The organism is Oceanobacillus sp. FSL W7-1281 (assembly GCF_037969835.1).
Taxonomy (GTDB): domain Bacteria; phylum Bacillota; class Bacilli; order Bacillales; family Amphibacillaceae; genus Oceanobacillus; species Oceanobacillus oncorhynchi.
The window spans coordinates 1,238,348-1,253,304 of record NZ_CP150214.1 but is presented as its reverse complement, the minus strand read 5'-3'; the positions used below and the strand labels follow the sequence as shown (position 1 = coordinate 1,253,304).

Sequence of the window (14,957 nt, the reverse complement as noted above, 5' to 3'; positions counted from 1 at the left end):
TATTGATGCCGATATATAAAGTTGGAGATAGATGGGTTGCACAAAGGTATCCAAATGATAAAAATAAAATATACGGTAAATAAAATTTGCAGATAGACCTAATCCAAAACAAAAACTTGATTAGCCCTACGATGAAGTGAGGGCTTTTAATCTTTCACCATTTTCAATATCTTATCCAGTTTTTGTTTGCTCCCTGTTTCAAAATATCCTGCAAACGGGCACCCTATTTCACGTACACGTTCTATTACGTTTCCTATTGTAAATGCAATAGGAGTCAATTCTTCATTCACTTCATGCCAATACAAAGGAGTTGAGACAGTTCCTTCTTCCGTTTTTCTTGGAGAATATGGAGCAATTAACGTTTTGTCTTGACCGTGCTGCACGTAATCAATATACAATCGGCCGTTGCGATTTTTTTTCAGGCGTTCAGTCGTAAAATCTTTGGGATACGCTTTCTCCAAAACTTTTGCTACTGCCTCAGTAAAAACCCCTGTTTCGTCATATGTCATACTTCCCTCTCGGATAGGAATATATATTTGTATTCCCTTATTTCCAGACGTTTTCACAAAAGACACAAGGTTTAAATCATCTAACATTTGCTTCAACAATTTGGCTGCTTTTACTGCTAGAGAAAAGTGTTCCCGGTCTGGTGGGTCCAAATCAAATACAATTTCTAAAGGAGTAACTTGCCCGATTCGTTGAAAAGGAACATGATATTCGATGGATCCGTGATTTGCTAACCAAACTAAGCTTTCTAACTGATTACATACAATTAAATCGTCAGTAGCATCTGATGCTAAGTAATCTGGTGCGTAATCGGGAAGACTTTTTTGAAAGAATGATTCTTCTTCTACTCCGTCGGGACAGCGAATAACTGTTAATGCACGTTGTTTTAAAAATGGCAGCATCCATGGCGATATTTCTCTGATATAGACTAAAAGGTCTTTCTTTTTAAAAATATCACGCCATAAGTACTTATCTGTATTCGAAACTTCAATAGGTATCTGTGCCATGTCTAACTGCAGTTTATCCAGTGTACAGTCAGTATAAGGTGTAGAAGGATTGATATCTCTAAAATTAGGTTCTCTCAACTCTTTACTATATAAATCCAGAGTATTGATTGTACTTGTTATAGCTGGTGGCAGATGATACGACCCATCGGAAAACTCACCTTGCTCCTTAAAAAGCTTTTGCACCGTTTCTACTGATTCTTTTGGTAGTCCATGTTTGCACGTACCAACGTTTATTAAATCATCGCCCTCTAATACATTAACAGCAAAATACCCGTTACTTGGATTATACTCTGTTAATACACCTTGAATCACTCTCCAGTTTTTAATCTTGTACCAATCATGATGATTCTTCCCTTTTTGATACGTACTGTTTTTTTGTTTCGCAATGATTCCTTCACTTTTAGATGCATTAACAACCTTCTGAATTTCCTCAATGGATGTAAATGCTTTTACGTATTTTAAAACTTTGTTATCGTTGACTGAATCCAATAGTTGATAAAGTGTTTCTTTTCGTAAGGATAAATTATTTTTAGTGAGTTTCTTCCCTCTAATTTCAGTTATATCAAATACCATTAATGATGCAGGCCTAATACTTGACTGCTTTTCGATCCGATCATTACTTTTCATTCGACCACGCATTTGAATTTGAGAAAAATTAGCTTGATATCGATGATTTAAAACGACAAGTTCCCCATCCAACTTTAAAGGTAATTTATTTTTAAAGTAATCGTAATTTTCATTGCACCAATTAATAATCTCAGGAAATTTACTGGAGATGTCATGACTGTTTTTGCTTGCCAGAGTTATCTTTTTATCAGTCCAGCTTAATTCACAACGAAAGCCATCATATTTAACTTCATACAACCAATCATCGCCCTCTGGAATATCAGTACGTTCTATCGGTTTCATCCAATCCATATGTATCACCTCTTTTAAATAGGATGCCTCATATCTTTGTATAAAAAACATACAAATCAGCAAAATAAATTTAAAAGGAGGCACGGAAAATGCACACGATGTGGAAAGGAACCATCAGCTTTGGTCTGGTTAATATTCCTGTAAAGATGCACGCGGCTACCGAAAATAAAGATATTAAACTGCGGCAGCTGCATAAGAAATGCAAAACACCAATTAAATATGAAAAAACCTGTCCTAACTGCGGTGATGAAGAAGTTAAAAGCGAGGATATTGTTAAGGCTTATGAATATGCAAGTAACAAGTTTGTGGTTTTGGATGATGAAGAACTGGAAGCATTGAAGAAAGAGCAAGAAGATAAGGCTGTTGAAATTGTTGATTTTGTCCAGTTGGAAGAAATAGACCCCATCTATTTTGAAAAAAGTTATTATCTATCCCCTAATGAGGGCGGATCGAAAGCATATGCGCTATTGAGAGAGGCTTTAACAGATACAGGAAAGATTGGCATAGCTAAAATGATGATACGTTCTAAAGAACAGCTTGCTGTAATCAGAGTGTATAAAGATGCTATCGTAGTTGAAACAATACACTATCCTGATGAGGTTCGGGACGTAGGAGAAGTGCCTAATGTTCCGAGCCAAGAATCTGTTGGCAAAAAAGAATTAGATACTGCTAAGATGTTAATTGAGCAACTCACTACTGAATTTGAACCCGAAAAATATAAGGATGATTATCGTACAGCCTTAATGGAATTGATTGAAGCTAAGAAAAATAATAAAGAAATCGAAATCGGTGGAGAGACAAAAACAAAACCGGATAACGTGGTCAACTTAATGGATGCGTTGCAGGAATCGTTAGATAAGGCTAAAAGCGAAAAACCAAAAACAACAAAACCGAAAAAGAAAACAGCTGCCAAGAAGAAAACAACTACTACCAAGACTTCTGCTAAAAAGAAAAAAGCTACTTCTTAATATATGTAAAGCCCTCGTGTGAAGGGCTTATTTTTTGCAGAAAGAAAGACGCCCGTAATTATCTATGCAAGCGTTCATTCTTTGAGTCCCAATTGCCAAAGCAAATCCAAATATCCCGCAGAACATTCTATGTACGTACTTCCATAAACGTGAAGGCTTATTCTTATTTAACAAAAAAGGCGCCCGCGGTGCAGTTCAGCATAGTGGGACGTCTAATTGCAGAGTTACTAATAGTTGAAATACTGACGATGGAGGTACTAGATCACCTGCAACTCTATGGTGACATTATAGCTTAAGATTTTTTATTATGTAAAGTCCCCACAACCAAGTAAAGACTTTTTACTCTTTTACCATTTTCAAAACTTTATCCAGTTTTTGTTTTCTCCCTATCTCAAAATAACTTTCACACAGGCAGCCTATCTCTCGTATTCGTTCTACTGCGTTTCCGATTGTCAATGTAGTTGGTTTTAAATCTCCATGAACGCTCTTCAAGAGTCGCTAGACAGAGCTAAAAATGATAAGCCTAAGACGAAGCAAACTGCAATAAAGAAACCAGCTGCCAAAAAATCCACTAAGACGCCTGCAAAGAAGAAAAAGGCAACTTCACGATTACCCTCATTTATTTGAGGGTTTTTCTTATTTTATTTGAGAAATGATGTTTTTATTAACATATTGTGGTATAATTTTTTACATGATTTTTTCACTGAGTATTTTTAATATTTACTTAACTTAAAAGGATGTACAAACAATGAGTCAAAAAATATTAATTGTCGACGATGAACAGCCAATTACTGATATATTACAATTTAATTTAGAAAAAGAAGGGTACCAGACAGTGGTAGCGAATGATGGCGATACTGCAATTGAACTTGCAGAAACAGAGCGTCCTAATCTTATTCTATTGGATATCATGCTTCCTGGAAAAGGCGGAAATGAAGTATTGCGTGAGGTACGTAAAACACAAAGAGTCCCTGTTATCATTCTGACTGCAAAAGATGCTGAATTTGATAAAGTGCTCGGATTAGAACTGGGTGCAGATGATTATGTGACGAAACCATTCAGCAATCGTGAATTAATCGCTCGAGTGAAGGCAAATTTGCGACATGAAAATGTCCTGATAGAAGAGCCGACGAAAACACCGAAGGATATTGGGATTGGTGATTTAGTCATATATCCTGAAGCATATGTTGCTTCTCGCAAAGGTGTAAAGGTTGAATTAAGACATCTTGAATTTGAACTATTATATTATTTAGCGCGTCATATTGGGCAAGTCATGACACGTGAACACTTATTAAGAACAGTATGGGGTTATGATTACTTTGGTGATTTGCGCACCGTTGATGTGACTGTTCGTCGTCTGCGTGAAAAAATTGAAGATAACCCTAGTAACCCATTATGGATTGTAACAAGAAGAGGTGTCGGATATTATCTGCGCAGACCTTGACAGGAGTATGGCATAACGAAGTGCGATAATATGTACTCAATTAATTTTGCAATTGTTGGAAGTGCTTCTTATTTTGAAAATAACTTAGATCATCCTCTAGATAGGGCACTTGATGACCAATACTGGTCAGACTCCAACTCGATTTATAAGTGTTTTGTTCTAATGAAATAGTGTTTTTATCGACTATATCATGGTACAATTTTCCTGTTCGTATAAACAATAAGAGAAGAATGCAGTAATGAGGGCGAAATTTGATTTGGATAAAGATTTAGTAACTGAATAAAAATAATCTTTCGAAATGCTTCAAAAGGGGAGGATTTAAACTAAATTATGGAAAAATGTGTTTTCTGCCAAATCGTTAATAAAAATACACCAGCCTATATAATTTATCAAAATAAAGATGTAACTGCGTTTCTGGATATTAACCCTGCTGCAAAAGGACATGTATTAGTCTGTCCAAACAATCATATTGAGAAATTAAATGAAATTCAACATCCCAGTATTTCTAATGCCTTGATGAAATTTCTAATCAATGTTTCGAATTTACTGATTCAATCAGGACTATGTAATGATTTTTCAATTGTGCAAGCAAATGGCGATTCAGCCAGCCAACATATTAAACATCTTCATTTTCATATAATACCTAGGCAAAAAAATGATAAAATACATTTTAAACTAGATACTGATAAAATCGCTGCACTAAATGATAATTTAGACAAAGTATATGAACATCTTTTATCATTTAAATGTTCGTCGAAAGATCAGTAAAAATACTATCAAGAATGAAGAGAGTATAGAGTGCTGAAAGATAAACAGACCAATTCTTAACGTCGCTTAAGTTTTTAAAGCCCCCACAACCGTGAGGGCTTATTTTTTATTTAAATCCCCCTATTAATTGTTTAATATATAGATAGATTGGTAATACTGGTTTTTAAAAAGATAATACGTTTAATAACTAGGAGGGAAATTAAAATGCAAGCATTCGATATTTATACGGACGGGGCGCAACATACGGTAGTAGCTAACTCTCAAAAAGAGGCTAATGAATATTTTAAAAATATTTCTAGAAAGAAAATCATCTATTCTGAGCCTGTTGCTGGACCAAGCATAATTAGTTGGTCAATTCGCAACACTTCAGAGCTTAATAACATTGAAAAACAGGAAATTTAATTGATATAGTCCCTCACGGTCTGTGAGGGCTTTTTTTATGCTTAAAATAACATGGAGTTTATGGATTCGCTGGATTGGTATGATAAGAGGAAATAATAGATTAAAAATAATATAAGAAATTATTTATGTGAATTCAGATTAAGTCTATTAATTTATATGATGTTTTCTGGTATAATTTTCATATATTATATATAGGAAAATAAGGGGGATTATGTTTGTTTAATATATATTGTGATGAAAGTTGTCATTTAGAAAATGATCACCAAAAAGTAATGACATTAGGTGCTTTGAAAGTTAATCATACTTATAGAAGGATATTCAATAAAGATATAATAAAGATAAAACAAAAATTTGGTATTAGTTCTAAAACAGAAATAAAATGGACTAAAGTTTCTCCTTCAAGACTCGATTTCTATAAAGCGATAATTGATTATTTCTTTGAAAATCCTCAACTTTCATTCAGAGTTATCGTTGCGCAGAAAGAAGGATTGAGTCACGAGAGATTTAACCAAGATCATGATGATTGGTATTATAAAATGTATTATCTGCTACTAAATTATTTAATTGAACCATCTGATACTTATAATATCTATTTAGATATAAAAGACACTATTGGTAAATATAAAAAAGAAACTTTAAAAGACATATTAAGAAAGAAAATCGGGGATCCTACTGGAGAGATCATTTCTAACATACAATTAGTACGATCAGATGAAGTTCATTTACTTCAAGTTACTGACTTGTTAATTGGCGCTATAGGATATTATCATCGAAATTTAGCAACTAGCACTGCAAAATTAGAATTAGTAGAATACGTTAAACATAAATCAGGTTCAACACTGGACTCAACAAATTACGATGATAAATTCAATATTTTCATATGGGGACCAAGTTACAGGGGGATTAGACAGTGAATTTTCAATTTCATCTCCCCGACATGATTGATTTTAATTTATATAGAGAGTGGCACGCATATGAAAACGACTTATACCAAGTGTTTTATCATGATTTTATCGCTAATAAAACAAAAATAAAAAGTAAAAATATCAATATACGTAAAAATCCAATAATGTTTGGTAAAGAACAAGCATTTTTTCATATTACATCTAAAGGTTTTCAATATGATAGCGACCCTAATGATAGAATTCCTGATTTAAAAAGATGTGAAAGAATAAGATGGATTAAGTATCTAATAGAGTATTATAATGCTCATGGTGAATGTGATGAACAACTAAGATATTGGGAAGAAGATTACAACGGGAACTCAAGAATACATTTATTATGCGAAATTGAAAAGTTTTTAGTAGTTATCGAAGAAAGAAATGATTACTGTTTATTCATCACCTCGTATTATATAGAACACGAACATCAATTACAAAAGAAATTGAAAAAGTATTATAGGTACAAAAAGCAAAAAACACCACGCTTTTTTACGTGATGTTTTTAGAAACTCCTTCTACTCTTGGCAGATGAGCTATTTATAAAATATCATTCCTTAGGAACAAAGTCAACATAAATATTGTTAATATAAATGATTAATCGCTTATATTATTCCCTTTAATAATAATTTTAAACATTTTTAATTCATGTTTCTCGTTAAAAACGAGAAAGCCCTCACAAATGTGAGGGCTTATTTTTTATGCTTACTTACTTGGTATAATACCTTACATACTGCGTACTAGCCGTAATATACAGACCACTTTTAAGCTGATACATGTGGCCATTGCCAACTTTAAATTTATCTCTAGCCACTGTAAAAACTTCACCCTCATTAACGATTACCGCTTTATCATCCCAATTAGCAGTGTTGTATGTCCATAAGGACGGTGTGATAACCTCGACATAACCTTGCTTACCGGAACCACCGCTACCAGATTTACGTTTTAATCCAAGAGCCTGAGCAATACCATTCGCATGTCCTAAAGCAATGCGGTCAAGGTAAGCATCTGATTTTAGCTTATTCGCATCTGCTGTCGTATCAATGAAACCATTCTCTGTTAAAACTGCTGGCATACTCGACTGACGTAACACATGGAAATTAGCACGTTTTTTGCCACGGTTTCTAAAGTCAACTTGCTTCATAACTTCTGCATGCAGTTTATCACGATAGGTTATTGTGTTATTAGATACACTTCCATTATAAATATAATCTTCATAGCCCGTACCGCCTCCAGCATTAATGTGGATGGATACAAAGTAATCTGCTCCCCAGCTGTTTGCATCATTTGTGCGTTGTGCAAGACTTCGAGTTGTGTCGCTTGTCCTACTCATGCGTATAGAGTGCCCTTCATAGTCACGATTTAAAATGTCCCGTGTTTTTAGTGCGATTTTAAGTGTAAGCACCTTCTCCTGTAATCCGTTTGCAACTGCACCTGGATCTGTTCCGCCGTGTCCTGGATCTAAATAAATTTTTGACATAATTAAATTCCTCCTAAAATAATTTTTTATATAGAAAAAGAGCAGCCGTAGCTACTCTTTTGTCTCTCCTTGTCTCTGGTTACCTAATTCAAATAATCCTACTGACGCTAAACCTGCCATTCCACCTGCCCATACTCTTGATACTGCTTCAATATCGCTGAATGGCCATGCCATATATCCAAGTAAAATGCCTGTAATGACTGCCACAAACGGAAGTAAATTTTTCTTAATGGTAAAACCGACCTTCAATGCCTGTACTACTCCTGTGATAACAGGTGCCAACAATGTAGCTAAAACTAAAATTTCTTGCATGCTTATCATCCTCTCTGGGTGTCTTTAAAATAATACTTTTCCATACGATCAATACGACCTTCCATTTGATTAAGCGTGTTGCGTATCTGTTTTAACGTTTCTGTCGTTTCCTGGTGTGCTTTATTTGTTCTATCAAGATGCTCTAGTAACTGCTGTTCTCTGTCTCTCGAATCGCATACTTGACGGTCATACAATTTAATTAAATCATCTTCACGCTTAACATTTTCTTTTCGCTGCTCTCTGATAACGAGTGCGGCTAAAGCTATTGCTAGAATAGCCCATACAAACTGTGATGCTGCCACCTCCATTATTAACTCCAAAATACTAATCCCCCTACTGCATCAGACATAAAAAATAAGCCTTATCGGCTTTGGATATAGATATCACAACCTTTCAGTGCATAAAAAAAGCACCTCATTGAGATACTTTATAACTATCTTATTTAAGATGTTTTATTCCTTCCTCGATTAGGTATTCGATATAATCTTCTTCATTTCTGGATTCATCAGCATCTATTGCTTTTTGTTCCCATTCATCAAATTCTGTAAAAGGAAATTCGCGTTCATGTTCAAGAAATGAATGTTTAAACTCCCAAGAAAGTTCATTAAAATAATCTATTGACATTTCTATGGTTTCTCTTAAAATCTGTACAAAGTCATCCTTTTCACCTTCATTCATTTCTATAGTGTAATGCATCAAACTATTTCTTTTTTTAATCAAATATTTAACGTTGTTAAATAAATTGTCATTCAATCTATATTCAGAATATAAAATATCCAATGCATCTGAAACACTAATAGTTTGTATTCCTTCATCTATTTCAAGTGCATTTTTCCCCATTGAAAATTCTTTGTCCTTAGCAATTCTAAACCTTCTAATAAACTTATTCTTTATAATACCTTCCTCATTATTCTTTCTAATGATATATTTTGAAAGTATTTCAAACCCATGAATAAAATTAAACAATCCGTCTTTTAATTGGAATGACTCAAACTCATAGTTCATATAATTCTCATCAATACTATTTTCAGCTTGTTTTAAAGAATCAATACCGTTTTTCAATAGATTAAAATTCAAAACTTATCCCCTCCTCTTTAATCATAATTCGACAAAAAGAAGGAAAATCCTGCAAAAAAATACCGCTTATTCAGCATCGTCGTTTTCTTCCTCTTCATTTTCCTGTTCTCTGGCTGTCAATCGTTCCAGTACTTTCTCTTTAATCAATTCTGGCAAGTCTCCATTCATACCTGCCTGGAAATAATCCATCATCGGTACGATGATCGCACCATCAATGTTCAAGCGCTCTCTGTCTCCGCTGTCATCCCTTGGCTCCGTACCGCGAAAATTAATCAACCTAACCTGTTCACCGTCTTTTTCAATGCTTCGTGAGCTTGATTCAGTAAAAGTGTAATTATTCATCATTATCATTCTCCTCCTCTTTAGTATCTTCTTCCTCTTCCTCTGCATTTTCAAAAGCTTCCACTAAAGTAAAATGAGCAATGGCATCGTCACCTACCAGCTCCTTCCCATAATCATTGACAAGCTTTTTGACAGTGTTTAAAGCTGATTGAAGGTTCTTATCATCAAGGACAAATTCCTCGTCTAACAGAGCGACTTGCGCCTTATTGAAGGCACGCTTATCCTTAATGGCAGGCTGTCCATCATCAAGATAAACAACCTCTCCCTCATCGTCTAATTTTGCAAATTCTTTCATCAATTCGTTGGATTCATCTGCCACCTGCTTTTGCTTTTCTTCCAGCGCTTTAACAACACGCATCCGATGGATGGATTTTTCCTTTTTCGGATTGAGTGACTGTACTAAAAAGTTGTTTATGATTCGGATATCTCCATAAGTTAATTTGATTGTCATGCTGCACTCTCCTCTAATTTTTTCACTCTTTCTTTAAGAGCTTTATTTTCTTCTTTCAATTTGGTTACTTCATTATTAATATACTGATACTCAATGCGTTGCCAGTTCAATTCTTCATCGATACTATCCAATCGTCTCAAACTATCCTGTATAACATGCTGATGCATAAATAGGATATTATCTTTTTTGATTGTTTCCTCATCGCTCTTTACAAGATAGTCATTCCGCATCTTTAAATCATCAATGATAAATCCAACCTGCCTGTCATAAATGCTTTGTGGATTGTCTTTATTAAATTTCATGCTTTCGTCCCGGCGCCAGTCAAACGTAACGATTTTGGCATTACGAATAAATTCAAGGCTGTCCTCTAAATGCATGTCACCCTCATTCTTTTTTAGCTTTCGGGCAGACCCGCCTTGTAATGCTCCGTATAAATAATTCGCCCGAACAGTGTTTGTGTATACGTAAGTCATATATCTATTGCTACGACCAATATTATAATTATTATCTGCTGGATACTGACCGTAAATGGATGGATTGTGACCGTCAACATGGTCCGTATCAATAGCGAAACCTCTATTGGCAGTTGGATTGGATATATAGACTGTCCGCCATCCTAAAACATTATCGACATAGATTCTACGGAATCTGAATCCTGATGTACCAATATCATATTCTCCGTGTGACCTAGGTTTAATCGTAGGTGTTCCGTTAAAATCAAATTCAATTGATTTATCCCAATCAACAGCTCTGTTTCTGAACATGAACCTAAAGCCACTAATACTGTTAGATGCACCTTCTGCAATCGCTCTAGTTGTATGCCACATCGCTCCGCTATAATACGGTGATAACGTATTAAGGTTAGCGTCTCCTGTTGTTCCAGAATAAGCAAACGGATAATCCTGCAAGGATTTACCGACACCAAACCCTGCAGAACGTGTAATGCCTCCTTTGGCATCACGATATTGGATACGGTTAGAAACATTTGTGAATTCAATTCTCGCCCCACTGCCAAGCGTAAAATGAGCATTACGCATGGTAAGGTTACCGGTATTAAGGTTCAAATCCATATTGTTATTATTGGATAGCAACCTACCGGAACGAAGCGTACCCATATTTGCAGTAATTGCCTGCAGAGTAGCCGCGTTAATCTTATCCGCATTGACGCTAGATATTTTTGCAGATGTAACGGCTAAATCATCAATTTGTGCTGTGCCTATGATGGCACGTTCTAATTTAGCTCTCTCAATCGTGCCATCGGCTATATGAGCGTTTTGGATAATTGCCTCATCAATAAGGGACAAGCCATTTAGATGGATTAATGCTCCGGATAAGCGTATGCCTTCCTTCATTAAATTAATTTCAGAAACAATACCGTCAACATCTACTTTAAAATCAATTCTTCTATCTAATTGAGTAATGGATGATTCGGCTTGTGTCATGCGTTGGTCGGTGTCTTCTGGAGCAGGAGACCAGTCCGGAACTTTTGTACCGAACCCAATAAACCAATCCTTAACATCAATGTAACCATTGTATGGTGTTATGGTTGAATTACCGTTATCGGCTGTATACAGAAAAAACCTAATAATATCATCATCTGGATTCTTGCTTATAATATCTTTAGGAACAGGCATTTTTAATGTTACCCAGCCTTCACTGGCTTTCACGTCAAAATACTCCGTCTTAATAGTTCTTGGAGATGCTCCCCAATCTGAGAATGCGAATCGGAGTTTTACATCTTTACTGACTTTAACAGCCATAGATACAACCATGTCTTTTCCTAACCAATCTTTGTTATAAATTGGATTGGTAGAATTATTTAATATTGAATAAGTTGATAATCCTACTCCGTTCTGCGGCTCATACCTAACATAATCATCATATTCTGATATATTTATTGGATGTGTGGTAGTGTTGTTCGTTCTTAATCTTGGTTTTTTGCTGTTGCCAAGAATATTGCGACCACCTATCTCTATGCTAGAAACCGTCTGCTCAATACCCTCAGCAAAGTTTCTGGTTTCAGCAATAGAGCGTCTTAAGTAGTCAGATTCATCATCAAATATAGTTTTAGTAACTCTATTAGTAATCTGTTCTGACATGACTTCTATGCTGGCTTGAGCACTTGATATATTGCCTTCAATTTCAATGATAGATTCTGCTTGCACATCGATAAGTCTGCTATTCTGAGTGATTTCAGTCCAGTGATGTTCTTGTACGTTTAGGATATCTTCAGGTGCCTGGCTCCAATCTGTAACTTTATTTCCTTTTTCAACTTGAGCTTTGGAATACGTTCCTTTGGACTGTGGGTCCGATCCCGAATAATGCCGAACACGTAAATATGCCCTATCGTAATTATCATCCTTTGGCACATCAACTACCCCAATGATTTTTCCTGTTTCCTGCGGAGACAATCTCACATCACCGTAATATTGCACAAACGTATTATCATCTCTATAAATTTGAAGTATGAGTGTGATATCTGTTGTTCCAATAGTGTGTGTAGTAATGTCTGCGGAAAAAGTGAATTCTCCACCTTTTGATAATTCCCTAACACCGTATTCAGAAATATTTCCAATTGGATGATTCCATCCTGTAAAGTCGAACACTTTATCATTGCCTGAAGTATTTAATAACAGGTTCCTGCCACCAACTTCAATACCATCAATAGCATCCCTAACAAACGACTCTTCAACTTTTGTAACTATCTCATCATTTAAAAAGGACAACTGTGCTGAATGCCCTTCGACAACGCCATCTACCTTACTGATAGCATCAGCATTTAACTGTAAACCTTCTGCAGTAGCTTCAATTTCCAACGTATTCTGCTCGATAGATTCAAGAATGCCTTCCTTATCCCTTGTATAAGTGATTTCGTCAAGCTTCCCCTTGATTAAATCAGCTTGTGCTTCAAGTTCAAGGCTATTGCTTGTAACGGTATCATCGATACGCTCAATCTCTTCAATACTGGCAGAGATACGCCCCTCGATGTCGTCTATATCAGTTTCCATATTGAGAAATCTGTCGCCATGCTCACCAAGTAAATCGTCAATATCATCAGCACGGCTTACCAAGCCATCTGCCCTGTCGTTTAGGTCAGCTATGCGGTTATTAAGATAATCGGTACGGTCGTCTAAATCGCTCAAGATGCCTTCTCTAGCAAGGTCGATTTCTTCATCAGTATAGATGCGTGCTTGTTGATTGATTAAGTCCTTAGCTTCCTCTGATATTTGGTCAAAGTCAACGCCATTTTCACCAATGATGTCACTGACTCTGTGCAATTCCCTCATGCGCTCAGCTAACTCCGGGCCCCACATGATATCCTCGGTTAAGACACGATGCGTAGCCGCTCTCACCTGCACGCTCCAATCAGACGGTCTGCCATGATAGTTGACGGCGCGGACACGATAGTACCAGACCTCATCTGTACCGACAGTATGGCTAAATGCGCTGACATCACCGCGCCATAAAAGATGCTGTGTATCTGGTGCAAAGTCCTCGGTACGACTGCCATAGACCTCATAATGCTTGATAAACATTTCATCGGCATATTGCCAATACAGCTGAATGACTTCCATACCGCCGTAAGCTTCCAAGTTCACAGGAGTGGAAGGCTTTCTATTTGGATAGCTGCCTTCATCGATTATCTGTTTAGGCGGATTGTTTTTAACATATTCTATTTCCTTACGTAGGTCGTCGATATCATCGCCTAAATCAAGGAATTGACCCATTTCAACAACTGTTGTACCTTCAATGTCCATCAGGTCATATTCCATAGCAATGACTCTGGCTTGGATTTCGATAGGTCTAGCAAATCTGCGGTCAATCGCTTGGCTTGTATCGCCAAGACTGACCTTTTCGTTAAAGAGATTGACAGACAGGCGATAGTTAACCTCTGGCTTGTTTGCTTTTTGGAGTGCTTCCCACGTTGCATATAACAGGTCTTCCGGGTCTTCATAGTCCTGATTGCTAAAGATGCCGAAACGGTGCTTAACTCCGCCCTCATAGCCATAGGTTTTTAGAGCATCTGGGTCGCCTACCCATTTTTGTTCGAGTGGCTTATCGACAGGGTCGCCGTTGGATTTCTTCCATTCAACTTCTCCAAAGTCGATGTAGCGTGTATATCCGCCTGTGTGTTGTCCTTCATCATCTTCGACTTCTAAGCTAGAGCCACGACCGTATAAGGCTGTTTTTGGATAAGATAAAACGGTACGGCCAATCTCTGTTGTATTATGGTCAATCTCGAATCGCTGACCTTGTTCCTTTCCTAAACGTTGGATTATCTTGACGTAGCAACCTTTTATTTCATTCGTTTCTTCATCTAATTCCACTGTATCTTTAAACTCTCCGCCCCAAGTAGCTATAGTTTCCCATATCGCTTCGATGCTGGAGATATAATAAAAATTCGTTGTGGCTCTGCCTAATTCGACTTCAACACTTGCTTGCCAACGTGTCCCATCTACTGCAGCAGTTAATGCAACGTCTGCTGTTTGGTTAACAAAGCGACGTTCTACAACGATATGATCATTTAACTCAGCTAAAAAGGTTGGTTCACAAATGGCTATCGTTGTCGGACCATCCATATCATTACTATCATCAACTTCTTTAATGGTCATCAAACGCCAATCGCCTTCGTGGTCTTTTAACACTACTTTATTTTCTTCTTTGACATGTGCAGCTGTAGGGTGGTCAGCTTCAACAGTAAAAGAAAAAGGTTCTGTCGGTACGCTGTTTACCTCAATGCGGTAAGGTGCTTCAACAATCCCTGTGTCTTCGGATATAACCGTTAATGGTTGTTCGTCTTGCGAGAATATAAATAATTCCATTGGTTTCCTCCTTCCCGGTAG

Annotated in this window: 14 protein-coding genes; 6 read left to right on the top strand and 8 right to left on the bottom strand. The window is 36.5% G+C overall.

All coding sequences use genetic code 11. The features are described from left to right. Nucleotides 1-146 precede the first annotated feature (146 nt). Nucleotides 147-1,931, bottom strand: a complete 1,785-nt coding sequence (locus tag MKX55_RS06415; RefSeq protein ID WP_256705885.1) for a DNA ligase D — start codon at nt 1,929-1,931, stop codon at nt 147-149. 89 nt (nt 1,932-2,020) lie between these two features. On the opposite strand from MKX55_RS06415, the gene MKX55_RS06410 reads away from it, so the two are divergent. The 6 genes from MKX55_RS06410 (at nt 2,021) to MKX55_RS06385 (ending at nt 6,951) form a co-directional block, all read left to right on the top strand. Further along, a complete protein-coding gene (locus tag MKX55_RS06410) occupies nt 2,021-2,899 on the top strand; it encodes a Ku protein (RefSeq protein ID WP_339236941.1) in 879 nt (292 codons plus the stop codon). Between the two features lie 748 nt (nt 2,900-3,647). Next, nucleotides 3,648-4,343, top strand: a complete 696-nt coding sequence (gene yycF / locus MKX55_RS06405; protein ID WP_339236938.1) for a response regulator YycF — start codon at nt 3,648-3,650, stop codon at nt 4,341-4,343. A gap of 330 nt (nt 4,344-4,673) precedes the next feature. Continuing rightward, a complete protein-coding gene (locus MKX55_RS06400; RefSeq protein ID WP_339236935.1) occupies nt 4,674-5,111 on the top strand; it encodes an HIT family protein in 438 nt (145 codons plus the stop codon). Between the two features lie 204 nt (nt 5,112-5,315). Continuing rightward, nucleotides 5,316-5,513 (top strand): hypothetical protein, encoded by a 198-nt coding sequence (locus tag MKX55_RS06395; protein WP_339236933.1) that lies wholly within the window; start codon nt 5,316-5,318, stop codon nt 5,511-5,513. A 215-nt stretch (nt 5,514-5,728) separates the two neighbouring features. Next, nucleotides 5,729-6,427 carry a DUF3800 domain-containing protein gene (locus tag MKX55_RS06390; RefSeq protein WP_339236931.1) on the top strand — a complete coding sequence of 233 codons (699 nt, stop codon included), beginning with the start codon at nt 5,729-5,731 and terminating at the stop codon, nt 6,425-6,427. After that, a complete protein-coding gene (locus MKX55_RS06385; RefSeq protein ID WP_339236929.1) occupies nt 6,424-6,951 on the top strand; it encodes a hypothetical protein in 528 nt (175 codons plus the stop codon). The genes MKX55_RS06390 and MKX55_RS06385 overlap by 4 nt, the downstream gene beginning before the upstream one ends. 209 nt (nt 6,952-7,160) lie before the next feature. Here the strand turns inward: MKX55_RS06385 and MKX55_RS06380 are convergent, their stop codons facing one another. The 7 genes from MKX55_RS06380 to MKX55_RS06350 all read right to left on the bottom strand — a co-directional run bounded on the left by MKX55_RS06380 (nt 7,161) and on the right by MKX55_RS06350 (nt 14,936). Further along, a complete protein-coding gene (locus MKX55_RS06380; protein ID WP_339236927.1) occupies nt 7,161-7,931 on the bottom strand; it encodes an N-acetylmuramoyl-L-alanine amidase in 771 nt (256 codons plus the stop codon). Nucleotides 7,932-7,982: 51 nt separating this feature from the next. Next, a complete protein-coding gene (locus tag MKX55_RS06375; protein ID WP_339236925.1) occupies nt 7,983-8,243 on the bottom strand; it encodes a holin in 261 nt (86 codons plus the stop codon). Nucleotides 8,244-8,248: 5 nt separating this feature from the next. Further along, nucleotides 8,249-8,563 carry a hypothetical protein gene (locus MKX55_RS06370; RefSeq protein ID WP_339236923.1) on the bottom strand — a complete coding sequence of 105 codons (315 nt, stop codon included), beginning with the start codon at nt 8,561-8,563 and terminating at the stop codon, nt 8,249-8,251. Nucleotides 8,564-8,681: 118 nt separating this feature from the next. Next, nucleotides 8,682-9,320 (bottom strand): hypothetical protein, encoded by a 639-nt coding sequence (locus MKX55_RS06365; RefSeq protein ID WP_339236921.1) that lies wholly within the window; start codon nt 9,318-9,320, stop codon nt 8,682-8,684. A gap of 66 nt (nt 9,321-9,386) precedes the next feature. Then, on the bottom strand, nt 9,387-9,665 hold the full coding sequence (locus tag MKX55_RS06360; RefSeq protein WP_339236919.1) for a hypothetical protein: 279 nt from the start codon (nt 9,663-9,665) through the stop codon (nt 9,387-9,389). Continuing rightward, nucleotides 9,655-10,113 (bottom strand): hypothetical protein, encoded by a 459-nt coding sequence (locus MKX55_RS06355; protein ID WP_339236917.1) that lies wholly within the window; start codon nt 10,111-10,113, stop codon nt 9,655-9,657. The genes MKX55_RS06360 and MKX55_RS06355 overlap by 11 nt, the downstream gene beginning before the upstream one ends. Then, on the bottom strand, nt 10,110-14,936 hold the full coding sequence (locus MKX55_RS06350) for a phage tail protein (RefSeq protein WP_339236915.1): 4,827 nt from the start codon (nt 14,934-14,936) through the stop codon (nt 10,110-10,112). Before MKX55_RS06350 ends, MKX55_RS06355 begins: the two co-directional genes overlap by 4 nt. Nucleotides 14,937-14,957 lie beyond the last annotated feature (21 nt).